Source organism: Planotetraspora thailandica (assembly GCF_016863335.1).
GTDB classification, from domain to species: domain Bacteria; phylum Actinomycetota; class Actinomycetes; order Streptosporangiales; family Streptosporangiaceae; genus Planotetraspora; species Planotetraspora thailandica.
In genome coordinates this window covers 84,009-99,199 of the sequence record NZ_BOOR01000057.1, presented here as the reverse complement: position 1 = coordinate 99,199, position 15,191 = coordinate 84,009, and the positions used below count along the sequence as shown (strand labels likewise).

Annotated in this window: 16 protein-coding genes and 1 riboswitch; of the genes, 7 read left to right on the top strand and 9 right to left on the bottom strand. The window is 69.5% G+C overall.

Annotated features, from left to right (window positions below; translation table 11 throughout):
* Nucleotides 1–208: 208 nt before the first annotated feature.
* Genes Pth03_RS31625 through Pth03_RS31605 form a run of 5 tightly spaced genes read right to left on the bottom strand, consistent with a single transcriptional unit; the run spans nucleotide 209 to nucleotide 4,676 of the window.
* On the bottom strand, nucleotides 209–970 hold the full coding sequence (locus Pth03_RS31625) for a class I SAM-dependent methyltransferase (RefSeq protein WP_203948091.1): 762 nt from the start codon (nucleotides 968–970) through the stop codon (nucleotides 209–211).
* A 52-nt stretch (nucleotides 971–1,022) separates the two neighbouring features.
* Nucleotides 1,023–1,613 carry a GTP-binding protein gene (locus tag Pth03_RS31620; RefSeq protein ID WP_203948090.1) on the bottom strand — a complete coding sequence of 197 codons (591 nt, stop codon included), beginning with the start codon at nucleotides 1,611–1,613 and terminating at the stop codon, nucleotides 1,023–1,025.
* Nucleotides 1,594–1,944, bottom strand: a complete 351-nt coding sequence (locus tag Pth03_RS31615; RefSeq protein WP_203948089.1) for a DUF742 domain-containing protein — start codon at nucleotides 1,942–1,944, stop codon at nucleotides 1,594–1,596. Before Pth03_RS31615 ends, Pth03_RS31620 begins: the two co-directional genes overlap by 20 nt.
* The gene (locus tag Pth03_RS31610; protein ID WP_203948088.1) at nucleotides 1,934–2,365 is read right to left on the bottom strand and encodes a roadblock/LC7 domain-containing protein; all 432 of its coding nucleotides are present in this window, start codon (nucleotides 2,363–2,365) and stop codon (nucleotides 1,934–1,936) included. Before Pth03_RS31610 ends, Pth03_RS31615 begins: the two co-directional genes overlap by 11 nt.
* Entirely contained in the window at nucleotides 2,346–4,676 is a 2,331-nt protein-coding gene (locus tag Pth03_RS31605; protein ID WP_203948087.1) for a sensor histidine kinase, read from the bottom strand. The genes Pth03_RS31610 and Pth03_RS31605 overlap by 20 nt, the downstream gene beginning before the upstream one ends.
* Before the next feature lie 684 nt (nucleotides 4,677–5,360).
* Here Pth03_RS31605 and Pth03_RS31600 point away from each other — a divergent pair.
* The 6 genes from Pth03_RS31600 (at nucleotide 5,361) to Pth03_RS31575 (ending at nucleotide 11,510) form a co-directional block, all read left to right on the top strand.
* Nucleotides 5,361–5,954, top strand: a complete 594-nt coding sequence (locus tag Pth03_RS31600) for a hypothetical protein (RefSeq protein WP_239119506.1) — start codon at nucleotides 5,361–5,363, stop codon at nucleotides 5,952–5,954.
* A 38-nt stretch (nucleotides 5,955–5,992) separates the two neighbouring features.
* Entirely contained in the window at nucleotides 5,993–7,147 is a 1,155-nt protein-coding gene (locus tag Pth03_RS31595; protein ID WP_239119505.1) for a sensor histidine kinase, read from the top strand.
* Nucleotides 7,144–7,812 carry a response regulator gene (locus tag Pth03_RS31590; protein WP_203948085.1) on the top strand — a complete coding sequence of 223 codons (669 nt, stop codon included), beginning with the start codon at nucleotides 7,144–7,146 and terminating at the stop codon, nucleotides 7,810–7,812. The genes Pth03_RS31595 and Pth03_RS31590 overlap by 4 nt, the downstream gene beginning before the upstream one ends.
* 34 nt (nucleotides 7,813–7,846) lie before the next feature.
* On the top strand, nucleotides 7,847–8,491 hold the full coding sequence (locus tag Pth03_RS31585; protein ID WP_203948084.1) for a class I SAM-dependent DNA methyltransferase: 645 nt from the start codon (nucleotides 7,847–7,849) through the stop codon (nucleotides 8,489–8,491).
* Nucleotides 8,492–8,535: 44 nt separating this feature from the next.
* Nucleotides 8,536–9,168 (top strand): LysE family translocator, encoded by a 633-nt coding sequence (locus Pth03_RS31580; protein WP_203948083.1) that lies wholly within the window; start codon nucleotides 8,536–8,538, stop codon nucleotides 9,166–9,168.
* A 170-nt stretch (nucleotides 9,169–9,338) separates the two neighbouring features.
* Nucleotides 9,339–11,510 carry a transglycosylase domain-containing protein gene (locus Pth03_RS31575; protein WP_308442396.1) on the top strand — a complete coding sequence of 724 codons (2,172 nt, stop codon included), beginning with the start codon at nucleotides 9,339–9,341 and terminating at the stop codon, nucleotides 11,508–11,510.
* Nucleotides 11,511–11,591: 81 nt separating this feature from the next.
* Here the strand turns inward: Pth03_RS31575 and Pth03_RS31570 are convergent, their stop codons facing one another.
* Genes Pth03_RS31570 through Pth03_RS31560 form a run of 3 tightly spaced genes read right to left on the bottom strand, consistent with a single transcriptional unit; the run spans nucleotide 11,592 to nucleotide 13,638 of the window.
* Nucleotides 11,592–12,248, bottom strand: a complete 657-nt coding sequence (locus Pth03_RS31570; RefSeq protein WP_203948081.1) for a response regulator — start codon at nucleotides 12,246–12,248, stop codon at nucleotides 11,592–11,594.
* Nucleotides 12,245–13,393 (bottom strand): sensor histidine kinase, encoded by a 1,149-nt coding sequence (locus Pth03_RS31565; protein ID WP_239119504.1) that lies wholly within the window; start codon nucleotides 13,391–13,393, stop codon nucleotides 12,245–12,247. The genes Pth03_RS31570 and Pth03_RS31565 overlap by 4 nt, the downstream gene beginning before the upstream one ends.
* 59 nt (nucleotides 13,394–13,452) lie before the next feature.
* On the bottom strand, nucleotides 13,453–13,638 hold the full coding sequence (locus Pth03_RS31560; protein ID WP_203948080.1) for a hypothetical protein: 186 nt from the start codon (nucleotides 13,636–13,638) through the stop codon (nucleotides 13,453–13,455).
* Nucleotides 13,639–13,809: 171 nt separating this feature from the next.
* Between Pth03_RS31560 and Pth03_RS31555 the strand changes: the two genes are divergently transcribed.
* Nucleotides 13,810–14,094 (top strand): hypothetical protein, encoded by a 285-nt coding sequence (locus tag Pth03_RS31555; protein ID WP_203948079.1) that lies wholly within the window; start codon nucleotides 13,810–13,812, stop codon nucleotides 14,092–14,094.
* Nucleotides 14,095–14,155: 61 nt separating this feature from the next.
* On the opposite strand, the gene Pth03_RS31550 is transcribed toward Pth03_RS31555, so the two are convergent.
* Nucleotides 14,156–15,019, bottom strand: a complete 864-nt coding sequence (locus tag Pth03_RS31550) for a DUF72 domain-containing protein (RefSeq protein ID WP_239119503.1) — start codon at nucleotides 15,017–15,019, stop codon at nucleotides 14,156–14,158.
* A gap of 72 nt (nucleotides 15,020–15,091) precedes the next feature.
* Nucleotides 15,092–15,180: riboswitch (SAM riboswitch) on the top strand.
* The last annotated feature ends 11 nt before the right edge of the window (nucleotides 15,181–15,191 follow it).

The window sequence follows — 15,191 nt, the reverse complement described above, 5'->3', positions numbered from 1 at the left end:
GACGCCGCCGAACACCCACCACCGGAACGACCACCACCGGACCGCCCCACAGCGGAGACCCACCCTCATAACAAGGCGGAATACGGGCGAACGGCCCGTAAAAGGTCCTTGGCTGCCGCCCCACCGCCCATCAGGAAGCCGACCCGGCTACCTCGTCAGGGCTGCGCGACGGACCGCTTAGGTGCGGCGGGCAGGCGCGACGGGCCACCTAGGCGCGGCGGGCGAAGATGGCATACGCCTCGCCGCGGGTGTGGACGGCCCCGCCGAACACCTCGATCGTCTCCCGCAACGCCTGGTTGAGCACGGCGAGACGATCGGGCCCGAGCCGCTGGTGGTCGCTGAACGTGCCCGCCAATCCCACCCATTCGTCGGCGGTCAGCGTGCGCTCCCAGTGGTATGTCCGCGTCTCGACCGAGGAGAACTCCTGGCTCTCGGCGAAGGGGTCGTCTCCGTCGATCTTCTTGTCGGGGCCGTGGGCGTGGGTGGACGCCGTCGGAGCGTGTTCCTTGTAGACGGTCTCCAGTGCGGAGGCGAAGGGCTCGTCCACGAAGTTGTAGGTCCAGAACCGGACGATCGTGCCGCCGGAACGCAGGAGCCTGGCGGCCTTGGCGACGCCTGGAAGGGGGTCGATCCAGTGCCACGCGCTCCCGCACGTGATCAGGTCGAATCGCCGGCCGGCGTCTTCCCAGCTCTCGAAAGGCGCGATCTCCACCGGGATCCCGTGACTCCTGGCCACGCCGGCCATGCGCTCATCCACCTCGACGCCGAGCACGGACAGCCCCCGCTCGGTGAGGGGGACGGCGACCTTGCCGGTGCCGCACGCGACGTCGAGCACGTCCGCCGGGCGTAACGCGACGAGATCGTCGACCAGAGCAGCGGGGCATCGCGGGCGATAGCGGTCGTACTCCTCGACCACCGAGCCGAACGACAAGGCGCGGACGCGATCGAGATAAAGCTTTTCCGAGGTCACCCCAGCGATGCTAGGCGCTGGGCCGTACGCGCTCTCACCCGGCCGGGGCCCCTCAGACGGTGACCACGCCCTCCACCGCGTAGGTGACGAGCGTCGTCAGCACCTCCTTGACCGAGGCGCGGTCCCGCACGTCGGTCAGCAGGACCGGGGTCGCCGTGCCAAGGCCGAGGGCTCGCCGCACCTTCTCCGGCTCGTGCCGCTTGGCCCCGTCGAAGCAGTTGACCGCGACGACGAAGGGAATGCCGCGTTGCTCGAAATAGTCCACGGCCGGGAAGCAGTCCTGTAAGCGCCGGGTGTCGGCGAGCACGACCGCACCCAGGGCGCCGACGGACAGTTCGTCCCACATGAACCAGAACCGGTCCTGCCCCGGGGTGCCGAACAGGTACAGCCACAGGCCGTCGCGGATGGTGATGCGACCGAAGTCCAGGGCGACGGTCGTCGTGGTCTTCGACTCCACTCCGGACGTGTCGTCCACGCCGATGCCGCGGTCGCTCAGCAGCTCCTCGGTGTGCAGCGGCCGGATCTCGCTGATCGCTCCGACCATGGTCGTCTTGCCGACCCCGAAGCCGCCCGCGATGAGGATCTTGATCGCCAGCGCCGAAGCGGCTTCGCCCGTCGCGGCCTCAAAGGCTGCGTAGCCCATGCAGCACTTCCCTGTAGATGCGTTCGTCGATCGTCTGTGCCGCCGGTTTCGGGCGGTCGATGGCCACGAAGCCGTCCCGGCGCAGATCTCCGAGGATCACGCGGGTGATGTTGAGCGGCAGCTTGAGGTGGACCGCAACGTCGGCCACGGGAGTGGGCCTGCGGCACAACGTCAGCACGGCGAGGTGCTCGGGGATCAGTTCCGCCGGCTCGAACGGCATGCCGATGGTCGTCACGATGGCCACCAGGTCGAAGGCCTCTCCCTGCGGGCGCGCGCGGCCACCGGTCAGCCCGAAGAGTCTGATCAGAGGCCCGGGGTCCTCACTTGTCACGGCCCGGGCCGTTCCAGGCGGGTGAGGGAGCCGACCCCCTCGGCTGCGTGGACAGGTGCTCGCCCACCCTCTTGACGAGGAGGGCCATCTCGTAGGTGACCATGCCGAGTTCGGCGTCGCCCGCGGCCAGTACGGCCAGGCGTGCGCCCTGCCCCGCCGCGGTGACGAACAGGAAGCCGCCCTCCAACTCGATGATCGTCTGCCGTACGCCGCCGAGCCCGAAGTGCCGCCCGGCTCCCTGCGCCAGGCTGTGGCTGCCCGCCGAGATGGCCGACAGGTGCTCGGCGTCCTCCCGGGTCAGCCCACGCGAGCCGCCCATGGCCAGCCCGTCGGAGGACAACACGATCGCGTGCCGGATGGCGGGGATGCGCTGGGTCAGGTCGTCGAGCAGCCAGTTCAGTTCATTTCTGGAGTCGGGCATCGGGGTGTCCGTCCTTTCGGTTCGCCGCGTCTTGACCTTGCTCCACCTGGCTACGGCCGTGCTGCCAGCCTCGTTGCATGGCCGACATCAGCTTCATGAGCTCTTCTGGAGATCGTGAGGAGACGTCCTGCTGGTCGCGTGAGCGCACACCGCGGAGCTGGGGAGCCAGGTTGGCCTGAGGAATCCGCATGGGCAGGCCGTCCAGGTCGTCGTCGCCGGGCACGGACGGGTTCCACTCCTTCTGCTCCTGAGTGACGGAGGCGCGGACCGGCGGATGTTCGGGCGCCGCGCTGAGCGCCCGCGCAGGCCGGCTGTCGTCGGGCAGCGTGCTCCGCGCCACCGTCTGACGCGACCACATGTCATACGACGTCGTGCTATGCGAGGTCCTGGCGTGCGACGTCGTGGTGTGCGAGGCCGTACGCGATCCAATCGGGTGCGCCGTCTGCGTGAACGAGACGGGCTCCTGCGGTCTGGTCGCGGCGGACGGCGAGTCGGGGGAGGCGAGCAGGCTCAACGGCAGCAACACGATCGCGGTGGTGCCGTCGTACGGCGACGGCCGCAGCACGATCTTGATGCCGTGGCGGGCCGCCAGCCGGGACACCACGAAGAGGCCGAGCCGGTCGCTGTCGGCCAGGTCGAACTCGGGCGGCTCGACCAGCCGGGCGTTGAGCCGTTCGAGGGTGGCCTGGCTGATCCCGAGTCCCCGGTCCTCGACCTCCAGGGCGAACCCGTTGGCGGCCAGCGTGCTGCGGATCTGGATGGTCGTGTCGGGCGGCGAGAAGACCGTGGCGTTCTCCACCAGCTCGGCGATGAGGTGGATCACGTCGGTGACCGCCGCACCCACGAGGAGCGGGGCGTTCTGCATGGGGGCCACGGTGACGCGGGTGTAGTCCTCGACCTCGAGTACGGCGCTGCGCACGACGTCGAACAACGGGACCGGGTCGCGCCACATGCGGGCGGGGGCCGAGTCGGACAAGATGATCAGGTTTTCGGCGTGCCGCCGCATGCGCGTGGTCAGGTGGTCGAGCTTGAAGAGGTCTTCCAGAGTCTCCGGCTCGTCGACCCGGCGCTCCATCGTGTCGAGGAGGCTCAGCTGACGGTGCAGCAGCGCCTGGTTGCGCCGGGCGAGGTTGAGGAAGACCTGGCCGACGCCCTTGCGGAGCGTGGCCTGGCCGACGGCCGCCTCGACGGCGGTGCGCCGTACGGCGGAGAAGGCGTGCACGACCCTGTCGACCTCGGCGGTGTCGGAGGGGGCCAGGTCGGGCGCCTCGGTGGCGGGATCGACGTCGTCGCCTCTGCGCAGCCGTTCGACCAGGCGGGGCAGACGTTCCTCGGCGAGCTCCACCGCCGAGCTCTGAAGCCGCCGCAGCTCCCCGATCATCGACCGGCCGAACCGGTAGGACAGTGCGAGCGACAGAAGCACCGCGACCAGCCCGAGAACGAGGACCAGGCCGATCCGCCAGTACGCCGACGTCTTCTGCGCCTGCTGCTCCGCGGCCGCCCGGGTCAGCTCACGCTGGGTGTCCGCGTTGATCGTGTTGAGGACGTACTCGGCGTCGCTCTTCCACTCGACGGGGTCCACCGGCGGCGCGCCGTTGGTGTCCCACACGAAGAGCCGGTCCTCCACGGACACGAGCCGCTGGTAGGAGTCGCTCTGCATGAGCGTCTGGTAGTGCGTGCGCAGGTCGGGGCTCATGTCACGGTCGGCGTTGGCCAGGATGAGCCTGCGGCTGGTCATCGCGGCCACGAACGAGGCCCGGTCGGTGGGGGTCATCTTGTGCCGCACCAGCGTGCTGGTCAGCACGGCATGCTCGCGCCCGAGGTATTCGGCGGTGGCGCTGTAGGCGGACATGCCGCGCACTGCGCGGTAGGACGACACGTCGCTCAGCGCGTCGCGGTCGCTGAACTGCTGGTTGGCGAGGCTGATGAGGTTGTTGTACCCCTCGATGATCTTGATCGGAGGGTTGAGCCTGCCGTCGTCGGCGGACTCGCGCAGGTAATGCACTCCGTCCAGCGCTCCCACCAGGGTGCGCACCGCGTCAGGGGTCTCGACGGAGCCGTCCTCGGTGACCGTTCCGATCACCTGGCGCAGGCGCTCCACCTTGCCGTCGGTGACCCGGCGCTGCTCCGCCAGGGCCTGGTCGGCACCGGTGCCGTGGGGCGCGGCAGCGGAGAGCTGACGCTCCCGCTGAAGCTCGACGATCAACTGCAGCACCGGCGATCCGATGGCCTCCCAGCGGTCCTGGGTCTGCGAGACGTCGGCGATCTCCTGGACGCTGGAGTAAGCGACGAATCCCCACAATATGATCATGGAGATCAACGGAAGCAGGAGGATTCTCAGGAGCTTTGTGCGAATCGGCGAAGGCGAGGTCATCAATCAGGTCCAATTCCGCGCACATCAGTACGCCGTAAACCGGCCATGATCTTGGCCGCCCCCCTGGTAATGCATGCCACTGCTGATGCGCCTGTGGTTGGTCCACTATGCCCAGGCGACAGGGGGACTTCAAGCATCAGATACGAATAAATCTGCTCAGATTGATCGAGGCGAGCCCTTGCCAAGCCCGCCTCGACCAGGCCGCCCGATCGTGTTCACGGAGCCACCGGTCAAGGTGTGATGAGCGTGCTGGTCAACCATGTTTCCCGATGTGGAGGGAATTCCACCGGCTGAGTCAGTCGTCCCGCGGAAGGCGATTCGAGCGGGCGATATGCCGTTTTGCGAATATTGAGCCTATTTCGGCCTTTTAGAGCGGAAACGTGCCACTCAGACCCTCGGCGAGCGGCGTAGGACGTGGCCGCCGTGCCGGCCTCGGCACTGCCGACTCCCTGCGGCAGCACTTCAGCCGCAAGGTGGGCGTGACGCCGAGCGCCTATCGCGCCACCTGGAGACGCGACCGGGCAAGCACCGCAGACGGCCGCGCACTCCCTCGTGAGAGCGAGGCCGGAGTTCACTCCTTCCGGCGATTTCTTCAGGGCCGGAAAAATCCAGCATTGAGGCATGAGCGAAACCTCCCTGAACTCGCGCGTCGCGTTCGTCGCCGCGCCCCTGCTCGTGCTGGCGTACGGAGTGATCCGGATCCTCGACGGGCTCGACGGCAGCCGAGGCCCCGGCCTCGCCTGGACCACCGGTCACCTCGCCTTCGTGGCGGCCATGCTCCTGTTCGTGTCCACCTTCGTGCAGATGCGGCGGATGGCGGGCCGTACCACCCTGTCCACGGTCAGCGCCACGGCCGGGATCCTCGGCATCGCCGCTCTGATCACGCAGTTCACCATCGACATGGTCGTCGGTTTCATGTCGCCCGACCACGCGCACATGGGCGAGCTCTTCGAGCGGATCCAGTCGGTGCCCGGCGTCCTGATCCTCGTCTACACCGGCGTTCCGCTGCTGTTCTACGTGGGCCAGCTCGCCATCGTCGTGCAGCTCGCCGCCCAGGGCCGGGTCAAGGCGTGGACGCCCCTGCTGGTCCTGCTCGACCTCGTGCTGCCCTTGGTCGACAAGGACCTCATCCCGATCGGCGCCCTGTGCCTGCTCGCCTCCTTCGCGCCCCTCGCCGGACAGGTCTCCCGTACGGCCAGGCCCGTCTCCGTCTGATGGCCGGCGGACGAGGAAGATAGGCTGCCGTGTCCGTCATGCCGCTTCTCGCTCCGGTTCGCAGCCGGTTGCGAACCGTGCCGCCGCTCTGGCTGGACACGGCACTGGCCGTACTCGTCATGGTCGTGCAGTTGTGGCCGCTCGTCTCCCGCACGAATCTCGACGGCGGACCGTGGAGCCCCTGGGCCTACGTGATCGTCGTCGCCTCCGCCCTGCCGCTGGTCTGGCGGCGACGGGCGCCGGTGACCACGTTGCTGGTCACCCTCAGCGCGACCGCCCTCTACGACTACGTCGGCCAGGTCGCCGCGCAGCCGATCTGGTACGGCGGGCTCGTCGCGACCTACACCGTCGCCGTCTACTCGCCGCGGGTGCGCGGCCTGGTGATGCTCGTCGTCACCATCGCCGGTGGCCTGCTCCTGGTCGGCTCGTCCGACACCGCGTTGCGCGGCGTCGTGCTGTTCGTCGCCGCCTACGCGATCGGCCGCGCCACCGCCACATCGCGTGCGTACGCCGTCGCACTCGAGGAACGCGCCGCCCGGCTGGAACAGGAACGCCACGTCGAGGCCGAGCGGGCCGCCGAACGCGAACGGGCCAGAATCGCCCGCGACATGCACGACATACTCGCCCACGCCGTCAGCCTCATGGTGGTGCAGGCCGAGGCGGGCCCCGTCGTGGTCAGGACCGACCCGGCGCGTGCCGAGCGGGCCTTCGACGCGATCGCCACCGCCGGGCGCGACGCCATGGTCCAGCTCCGCCGCACCCTCAGCGTCCTGAAGGAGGACGCGGGAACGCGCGCGCCCCGCCCCACCCTCGACGACCTGGCCACGCTGGCGGCCCAGGCCTCCGGCAACGGGCTCGACGTGGTCTTGTCCGCCTCGGGCGAGCCCCGGCCGCTTCTTCCCGACATCGAGGTCGCCGCCTATCGGGTGGCGCAGGAAGCGCTCACCAACGTGGTGAAGCACTCCGGCGCCGCCCGCGCCGACCTCCGGCTCACCTGGCAGGACGACAATTTGATGATCAGCGTCACCGACGACGGCCGCGGCTCGGGCGCGGCCTTCCCCTCCGGCGAGAACGGGCTCATCGGCATCCGCGAGCGGGCCGCCGCCCTGGGCGGCTCCGCGACCGCAGGGCCGCGCGCCGACGGTCCAGGCTTCCAGGTGCTCGTACGGCTCCCGCTGGCGGGGTCGGCATGACCGTGCGAATCGTCGTCGCCGACGACCAGGAGCTGGTCCGCGCCGGTTTCACCATGATCCTGGAGGCCCAGCCCGGTTTCGAGGTCGTCGCCGAGGCGGCCGACGGGGCAGAGGCGGTCGCGGCCGTCCGCGAACACCGGCCCGACGTGCTGCTCCTCGACATCCGCATGCCCACCATGGACGGCATCGAGGCCGCGGGGATCGTGTGCGCGGAAAGCGACTGCCGGGTGCTCATGCTCACGACGTTCGACCTGGACCACTACGTCTTCGACGCGTTGCGCGCGGGCGCGAGCGGGTTCCTGCTCAAGGACGTGCGCCGCGACGACCTCGTGCATGCGGTGCGGGTGGTCGCGGCCGGCGAATCGCTGCTCGCGCCCACGGTCACCAGGAAGCTGATCGCCGAGTTCACCGCCATGGCGGCCGGCCGGCCCGCGGTGCCGCCCTCCGAACGCCTGGCCGTACTGACCGGGCGGGAGCAGGAGACGCTGCGGATGATCGCGCGCGGGCTGTCGAACGCGGAGATCGCCGCAGCCATGGTGGTCAGCGAGCACACCGTCAAGACGCACGTCAGCAACGTCCTGACGAAGCTCGGGCTGCGCGACCGCGTGCAGGCGGTCATCACCGCCTACGAGACCGGCCTCACAGTGCCCGGCGGATCGGGATAGTGCGCCTGACGCGCTGGGCGTACTGTGCTCGGTCATGACCGAAGCCGCCTATCTGCAGACCACCCGCGCGTTCTATGACGCCATCGCCGTCGACTACGCCGAGCTCTTCAAGGACGCCCTCCCCAAGCCGCTGGACCGTGCGATGATCGCCGCGTTCGCCGAGCACGTGCTGGCCGGCGGGGCCGGTCGGGTGGCCGACCTCGGCTGCGGCCCCGGCCGGGTGACCGCCCATCTGCACGCCCTCGGGCTGGACGTCTTCGGCGTCGACCTGTCGCCCGCGATGGTCGAACTGGCCCGCCGTACGCAGCCGGGCCTGCGGTTCGACGAGGGTTCGATCACCGACCTGGACGTGCAGGACGCGACTCTGGCCGGCGCCGTCGCATGGTATTCGATCATCCACACGCCCCAGGAACGACTTCCCGCCGTGCTCACCGAGTTTCACCGGGTGCTCGCACCGGGTGGGCACCTGCTGCTCGCCTTCCAGGTGGGAGACGAGCCCCTGCACCTGGACCGGCCGTTCGGCCACGCGGTGTCGCTCGACTTCCGCCGCCTGTCCCCCGACCTGATCTCCGAGTTGCTCAGAGATGCCGGTTTCACCGTCTTCGCCAGCCTGCTGCGAGAGCCCGGCGAGGACGAGAAGGTTCCGCAGGCCTATCTCCTGGCCCGCAAGACAGCCTGACCCGTCATGCCGCATTCGGGTGGGTTCGGCTACGGTAGCCGTACGTGGATGTCTACGCGTCGATCGCTTCATTCGCCCTGGTTGTGGGCCTGCTCACGATAACGCCTGGTCTCGACACGGCGCTGATTCTCCGTACGTCACTGCTCGCCGGCCGCAGGGCCGCCTGGGGCGTCGTGCTCGGCATCCAGATCGGAACGCTGACCTGGGGCCTGCTGACGTCGGTCGGCCTGTCGGCCCTGCTCGCCGCCTCGCACCTCGCCTACGAGGTGCTGCGCTGGGCTGGCGTCGCCTACCTCGTCTGGATGGGCGTCCAGATGCTCCGCACAAAGCGCGACGCGGACGACGACGCCCCACAGCCGGAGAGCCCGGAAGGAGGGAGGTGGTGGCCGGCGTTCCGCCGCGGCCTGCTGACCAACCTGCTGAACCCGAAGGTGGGCGTCTTCTATGTCGCGATGCTTCCGCAGTTCATGCCGGACGGCGTGCCGCACGCCGCGATGGGTCTCCTGCTGGCGGGCGTGCACGTCTGCGAGGGACTGGTGTGGAGCACCCTGCTCATCGGCTTCGCCGGCCTGGTCCGCGGCTGGTTGCGCAAGCCGTCCGTGAAGCGGGGCCTCGACCGCCTCACGGGAGTGATCGTGATCGGATTCGGCCTGCGGCTCGCCGTGGAGCAGTCGTGACGCACAGCGTGCCAATGTGATTACTCACAGAGGACGTTCAGGCGAGATAGTCACATAAGCCACTCAAGCCCAATAACCTGGAGTGCATGCCAACACGGGGGACAATTGGGTTAAGAGTTGGTCGAGCCATCGCGCTTCTTCTGACACTCGGGATCGCCGCGGGCATCGTCGTGGCAGCGATATCGCTGCCCGCGGTGGGCGGTGCAGGGGTCGGAATCCTCACCGCGTCCAACGACCTGAACATCAAGCCGGAGGACCTCCAGGAGCCTCCGCTGCCTGAGCGGTCCACCGTGCTGGACGCGAACGGCCACCAGATCGCCCAGTTCTACGACCAATACCGGGTGAGTGTGCCGCTCGACAAGGTCGCCGACGTCATGAAGACGGCGATCATCTCGATCGAGGACTACCGCTTCTACGACCACGGGCCGATCGACATCGAGGGGACGATCCGCGCCTTCGTCAAGAACGCGACCTCGGGCGGGGTGGCCCAGGGCGGCTCCAGCATCACGCAGCAGTACGTCAAGCAGGTGCTGCTCAACAAGGCCACGACGAAGGCCGAGCAGGATGAGGCGCTCGCGCCCAGCTATAGCCGCAAGCTCAACGAGCTGCGGTACGCGATGGGCATGGAGCAGAAGTACACCAAGGACCAGATCCTGGGGAAGTACCTGAACATCGCCTACTTCGGGGCGGGGGCCAACGGAGTGCAGGCGGCGGCCAAGCGGTTCTTCGGGGTGTCGGCCGAAAAGCTCAACCTGGCCCAGGCGGCCACGCTCGCCGGGGCCGTGCAGCAGCCGAACAACACCGACCCCTCGGCGGGCAAGGCCAGTCAGAAGCGGCTGCTGGAGCGGCGCAACACCGTGCTCGACCGCATGGCGGAGCTCAAGAAGATCACGCCGCAGCAGGCCGCGGCGGCCAAGGCCAAGCCGCTCGGCTTCAAGAACACCCCGCTGCCCGGCGGGTGCGAGGCCAGCAAGTACCCCTACTTCTGCATGTACGTGCGGGATGACATCCTCACCAACCCCGTTTTCAGTGCGTTCGGCAAGACGGCCGATCAGCGCGACCAGTTCCTTAAGCGCGGCGGCCTGACCATCAGGACGACGATCGACCCGAAGATGCAGGCAGCGGCCGACAAGGCCATCAAGGCGCGTGTCTTCGCCACCGACAACCCGGTCGCGTCCGAAGCGCTCATCCAGCCGGGCACCGGGCAGATCAAGGCGATGGCGGCCAGCCGCAAGTACGGCACCAGCACGAAGAAGAAGGAGATCTCCTACAACGTCGTCGCCAACTCCGCACACGGCGGCGGCACGGGCTTCCAGGCCGGTTCGACGTTCAAGGTGTTCACTCTGCTCACCGCCCTCAAGCAGGGCTGGAAGCTCAACGACGGCATCCAGAGCCCCGCCGGATACCAGGCGCCCAGCTATTCGGCCTTCAAGAACTGCCAGGACCAGAGCGTCGGCGACCCGAGCCACACCGTCATGAACGACGAGGGATCGGGCGGGTTCAAGACGCTGCAGACGGGCACCTGGCAGTCGGTCAACACCTTCTTCGTGTCGCTGGAGCAGAAGGTCGGCCTCTGCAACGTGGTCAAGACCGCCAGGTCGCTGGGCATCCAGCGCGCCGACGGCGGGGATCTGCAGCAAGTCGAGACCTTCACGCTCGGCGTCAACGAGATGGACCCGGTGACGGTCGCCGCCGCCTACGCCACCATCGCCGCGCGGGGTCAGTACTGCCCGCCGCAGGCCATCACCTCGGTCACCGACCGCAACGGCAAGACCACGACGTACCAGCCGAAGTGCAAGGCGGCCCTCGACCCGGCGGTCGCCGACGCCGCCGCGAACATCCTGACGGGCGTCTTCGGCCCGCAGGGCACGATGAGCGCGGTCGGAGGCATCGGCCGTGACGCGGCGGGCAAGACCGGCACCAGCGACGACTTCTTCTCGGCGTGGTTCGCCGGGTTCACCCCCGACCTCGCCGGCGCGGTCAGCCTCGGCGACCCTCGCGGTGCGACCAAGCACAGGCTGGCGGGCGTGACCATCGGCGGCCACTACTACGGCGAGGTCTTCGGAGCCGACATCTCCGGCCGCATCTGGAAAGACACCATGGTCAAGGCCTTGAAGGACACTCCGGAGTCGCAGTTCCATCCGATCGACAGCGCGCGCTTCGGCGGTTGCGGCACCGGGTGCGCCCCCCAGCAGAACACCCCGCCGGTCGGCGACGGCGCCGGCAACGGGCAGGACAACGGCCAGGGCAACGGCCAAGGAACGGGTCAGGGCACGGGTCAGAACCCTGGGCAGAACCCCAAGCCGGGCGGCCTGAGGAACGACGTCCCCGGCACCCACTGAGCCAATCAGGAAGCCCAGGCCACCGATCGTGGCCTGGGCTTTCGCATGTCCGCCGACGTCGATCAGACGGCCAGGCCGCCGTCAGGCGGGCCCCACGATGCGGTTCTCCCAGGCCCACGCGGCGATCTCAACCCGGTTGCGCACGCCGAGCTTGGCCTGGATGCCGGACAGGTGGCTTTTGACCGTGCTCAGCGAGATGAACAGCTCGGCGGCGATCTCCTGGTTGGTACGGCCTCTGGCGATGGCCCGCACGACTTCGATCTCCCGTTCCGACAGCGGGCGCGTCTGGGCGCCTGGGGCCGGTGCTCCGGCGAAGGCCAGGCGGCGCAGCAGCCGCAGGGTGACCGACGGCGAGATCAGGGCGTCTCCCGCGGTCGCCGCCCGCACCGCCTCCACGAGCAGCCCGGGGCCGGCGTCTTTCAGGATGAAGCCGACCGCACCGCCGCGGAGCGCGCCGTAGACGTATTCGTCGAGGTCGAACGTGGTGACGACGACCACCCGAAGCGGATCGGGCACGCCCGGGCCGGCAAGGGCGCGGGTGACCTCGATGCCGTCGAGCCGGGGCATGCGGATGTCCACGAGGCATACGTCGGGGCGAAGCCGGCGCGCGAGGTCGACCGCCTCGGCGCCGTCGGCGGCCTCCGCGACCACCTCGATGTCGGGCTGGTCTTCCAGAATCAGCCGCAGGCCTCCGCGCACCATCGCCTGGTCGTCGGCCAGCAACACCCTTATGGTCACCGGCGCTCCCGTGTGATGACGGGCAGCGTGGCGAGCACGGCCCAGCCTGCCTCCGCGCGTGGTCCCGCGCTCAACGTGCCGCCGAGCGCCTCGACGCGTTCGCGCATCCCGGCCAGGCCGTACCCGCCGCGATGGTGACCGCGGGCGGGGACCGGCGGCGCGTCGTCGGCGACCTCGACCGTGACGGCCTGGCCGTCGCGGGCGACGGCGACCGTGACCAAACGGGCGTGCCGGGCATGGCGGGAAACGTTGGTCAGCGACTCCTGGACGACCCGGTAGACGGTGCTGGTCACCTCCGGAGGCCACGACGATTCGTCCTCGTCGCCGGGCTGGCTCAGGCGCACCTCGGGGCCGTGGCCGCGGAAACGTTCGACCAGGTCTGCGAGCCGTTCGGGGCCCGCCGTCACGGAGGCCGCGTCGTCCGCGTCGCGTAGCAGGCCGACGACGCGGCGCATCGCCGACAACGCGTCCGACCCCGCGGCCTCGATGCCCGCCAGGGACTCCGCCAGCTTCTCGGGGTGTCTGCGGGCGACGATCTGGGCGGCCTGTGCCTGGACGACGATGCCGGTGACGTGGTGGGCGACGACGTCGTGCAGTTCCCTGGCCAGTGCCAGGCGCTCATCGCGGCGCACCTTCTCGGCGGTCGTACGGCGGTGCGCGTCGAGTAGCCGCAGAAGCAGCCCTGCTGTGAGGGCGGCGAGCCACCCCGTGACGTTCAGCTCCATCACGGCAGGGACTCCAGCAGACCACGAGTGGGCGGTGAGCAGGCTGCCCGCCGCCACCACGACCCCTCCGGCGGCGACGGCCACGGCCGAGCGGCCGGGAAGCACTCTGACCGCGGAGCCGACGAGCACCGACAGGCCGAGGGCCATGGCGGGGCCGGGCTCCCCGGGCAGATGGGCAAGCCAGGCGACGACGACGGAGGCGGCCGCCACGACCAGACCGGCGGCCGCCGCCAGCCTGCGGTCGCGCCGCCGTACGAGTGCGAGTGCCCCGACCACCAGCCCGGCCGCGAAGTCGAAGCCCCAGTACCTGCCGCCCCAGCTGTCGGCGATCAGGAACGCCCAGAAGGCGAGCACCACCGCCAGCGCGACGCCGAGCCCCGCGTCGGCCGCGATCGCGGTCCGCCCAGCGCGAACATTCACACGGATCAGGCTACGAGGTGCGCGCTCGCACCGGACCAGCCGAAAGTACGGTCGGCACGCTAGGCCACGTCTTTGCGGACCGCCCGCCACACGCCCGCTGCCATCGGCGCGACGATCGACAGGAGCGCAGACACGGCGAGCCGGACGGCGTCGCCGCCGGTCATGTGCCCGGCGGCCGGCGGCGCGGCGGCGGTCACACGGATCTTCGCAAAGCTGGGAACCGACAACCGGGTACTGGTCGCCATGAAGGTGCGTTGACGCCGGTCTGCTGTGACCGCGTTGTTGGAGCTCCCACCTTTGTGGTGCTGCGCGGAGTTCCGGCGAACAGTGCCGGGAATATCGCATATGACCGTTTCGGACTGGCCATGCCGCCATCCAACGATCATGCGGGTGGCCCCCGTTCGGGAGGAGACCCAATGCGTAACACTGCGCGATTCATGCTGCTCGGAGCGGCGCTCATCTCCGTCGTCGGCCTCGGAGCCGTCGAGACGGCGCAGGCCTCGACTCCGTCCTCGATCACTGCGCCCGACCCGTACCACCAGGGATATCGCGAGGGCTACACCCAGGGGATGCGGGACGGCCGCACCGACTGCCGCCACGGCTACGCCCCCCGCAAGCATCTTCGGCGGGCGGTACCCACCCAGTTCGCGAGCGGCTGGATGACCGGCTACGACAGAGGGTTCCATCGCATGTGCAGGTGAGCCGGCCTGACAGCCGGTACGGCCCCGCCCCGCGCGAGCCGGGCGGGGCCCCCACGCGCGGCTAGAAGAGGGTGAGCTCGGACGATTCGGGCTCGGCGGACATGGGCTCGGGCAGCGGCTCCAGCTCCGGCAGTAGTGCACGTACCTCGTCGTGGAAACGGCGGGCGAGCATCAGCGCGTCGGCGTTGTCGGGGGTGTGGACGAACACCGTCGGCGAGCGGCCCTCGCGCAGCCACCCGGCAGCCACGTCGACCCAGTGCCGCCAGCCTTCGACCGTGCGCTCCACGGAGTCCCGGCCGAGGTAGCGGATGATCGGACGGTCGGTGAGCGCGGACGACCGGCGCGGCACGCGCGGTTTCTTCGTCCACGCGTCTCGTTCGGCGTCGCTGGTCGGAGGGCTCTCGAAGAGGGTGACCGTGTCGAACGGAATCCACTCGGCGCCGACGCCGGCGAGAACCCTTTCGAGGAGTCCCGCGGCTCGCGGGTCGTCGAAGAACGCGCGATGGCGCACCTCGACGGCGTACCGGTGCGACCGGGGGAGCCCCCGGAGGAATCCCGCCAGCGCGCCCAGGTCGGCAGGGCCGAACGATCCGGGCAGCTGGATCCACAGGGCGTGCGTGCGCGGCCCGAGCGGTTCGACCGTCTCCAGGAACGATCGGAGTTGGTCGTCCGCGCCCGAAAGACGGCGCTCATGCGTGATCGGCTTGGGCAGCTTGAGCACGAACCGGAACTCAGGGCCGGTCTGCCCCGCCCACGACTCCACGGTGCTCTTCGCCGGCGTCGCGTAGAACGTCGTGTTGCCCTCGACGGCGTTGCACCAGGTCGCGTACGCCCGCAGACGCTCACCGGGAGGAAGCGGATGGGGCAGGAAACGCCCCTGCCACGGCGTGTGCGTCCACATCGCGCATCCCACATGAAGCCGCATGGCCTCGACGTTATCGGCCCCGGCTGACCGTTTGACGCCGATCTTCGGGCCGCGGGAGGATCACTGCTCCGAGTTTCATCCAGAGGATCCGAGGGACCTGGCCCGGCGACGGTCCGGCAACCTGCCCACGGGCAAGGTGCCAACGCCAGGAACGATGAGAAGGAGTCCCCCC

Bases quoted from the DNA above. Each gene is read 5' to 3' on its own strand.
- Pth03_RS31610 (WP_203948088.1), bottom strand. From the start codon at position 2,365: ATGCCCGACTCCAGAAATGAACTGAACTGGCTGCTCGACGACCTGACC.
- Pth03_RS31550 (WP_239119503.1), bottom strand. From the start codon at position 15,019: ATGCGGCTTCATGTGGGATGCGCGATGTGGACGCACACGCCGTGGCAG.
- Pth03_RS31590 (WP_203948085.1), top strand. From the start codon at position 7,144: ATGACCGTGCGAATCGTCGTCGCCGACGACCAGGAGCTGGTCCGCGCC.
- Pth03_RS31560 (WP_203948080.1), bottom strand. From the start codon at position 13,638: ATGGCGACCAGTACCCGGTTGTCGGTTCCCAGCTTTGCGAAGATCCGT.
- Pth03_RS31555 (WP_203948079.1), top strand. From the start codon at position 13,810: ATGCGTAACACTGCGCGATTCATGCTGCTCGGAGCGGCGCTCATCTCC.
- Pth03_RS31600 (WP_239119506.1), top strand. From the start codon at position 5,361: ATGAGCGAAACCTCCCTGAACTCGCGCGTCGCGTTCGTCGCCGCGCCC.
- Pth03_RS31585 (WP_203948084.1), top strand. From the start codon at position 7,847: ATGACCGAAGCCGCCTATCTGCAGACCACCCGCGCGTTCTATGACGCC.
- Pth03_RS31605 (WP_203948087.1), bottom strand. From the start codon at position 4,676: ATGATCATATTGTGGGGATTCGTCGCTTACTCCAGCGTCCAGGAGATC.
- Pth03_RS31620 (WP_203948090.1), bottom strand. From the start codon at position 1,613: ATGGGCTACGCAGCCTTTGAGGCCGCGACGGGCGAAGCCGCTTCGGCG.
- Pth03_RS31595 (WP_239119505.1), top strand. From the start codon at position 5,993: ATGCCGCTTCTCGCTCCGGTTCGCAGCCGGTTGCGAACCGTGCCGCCG.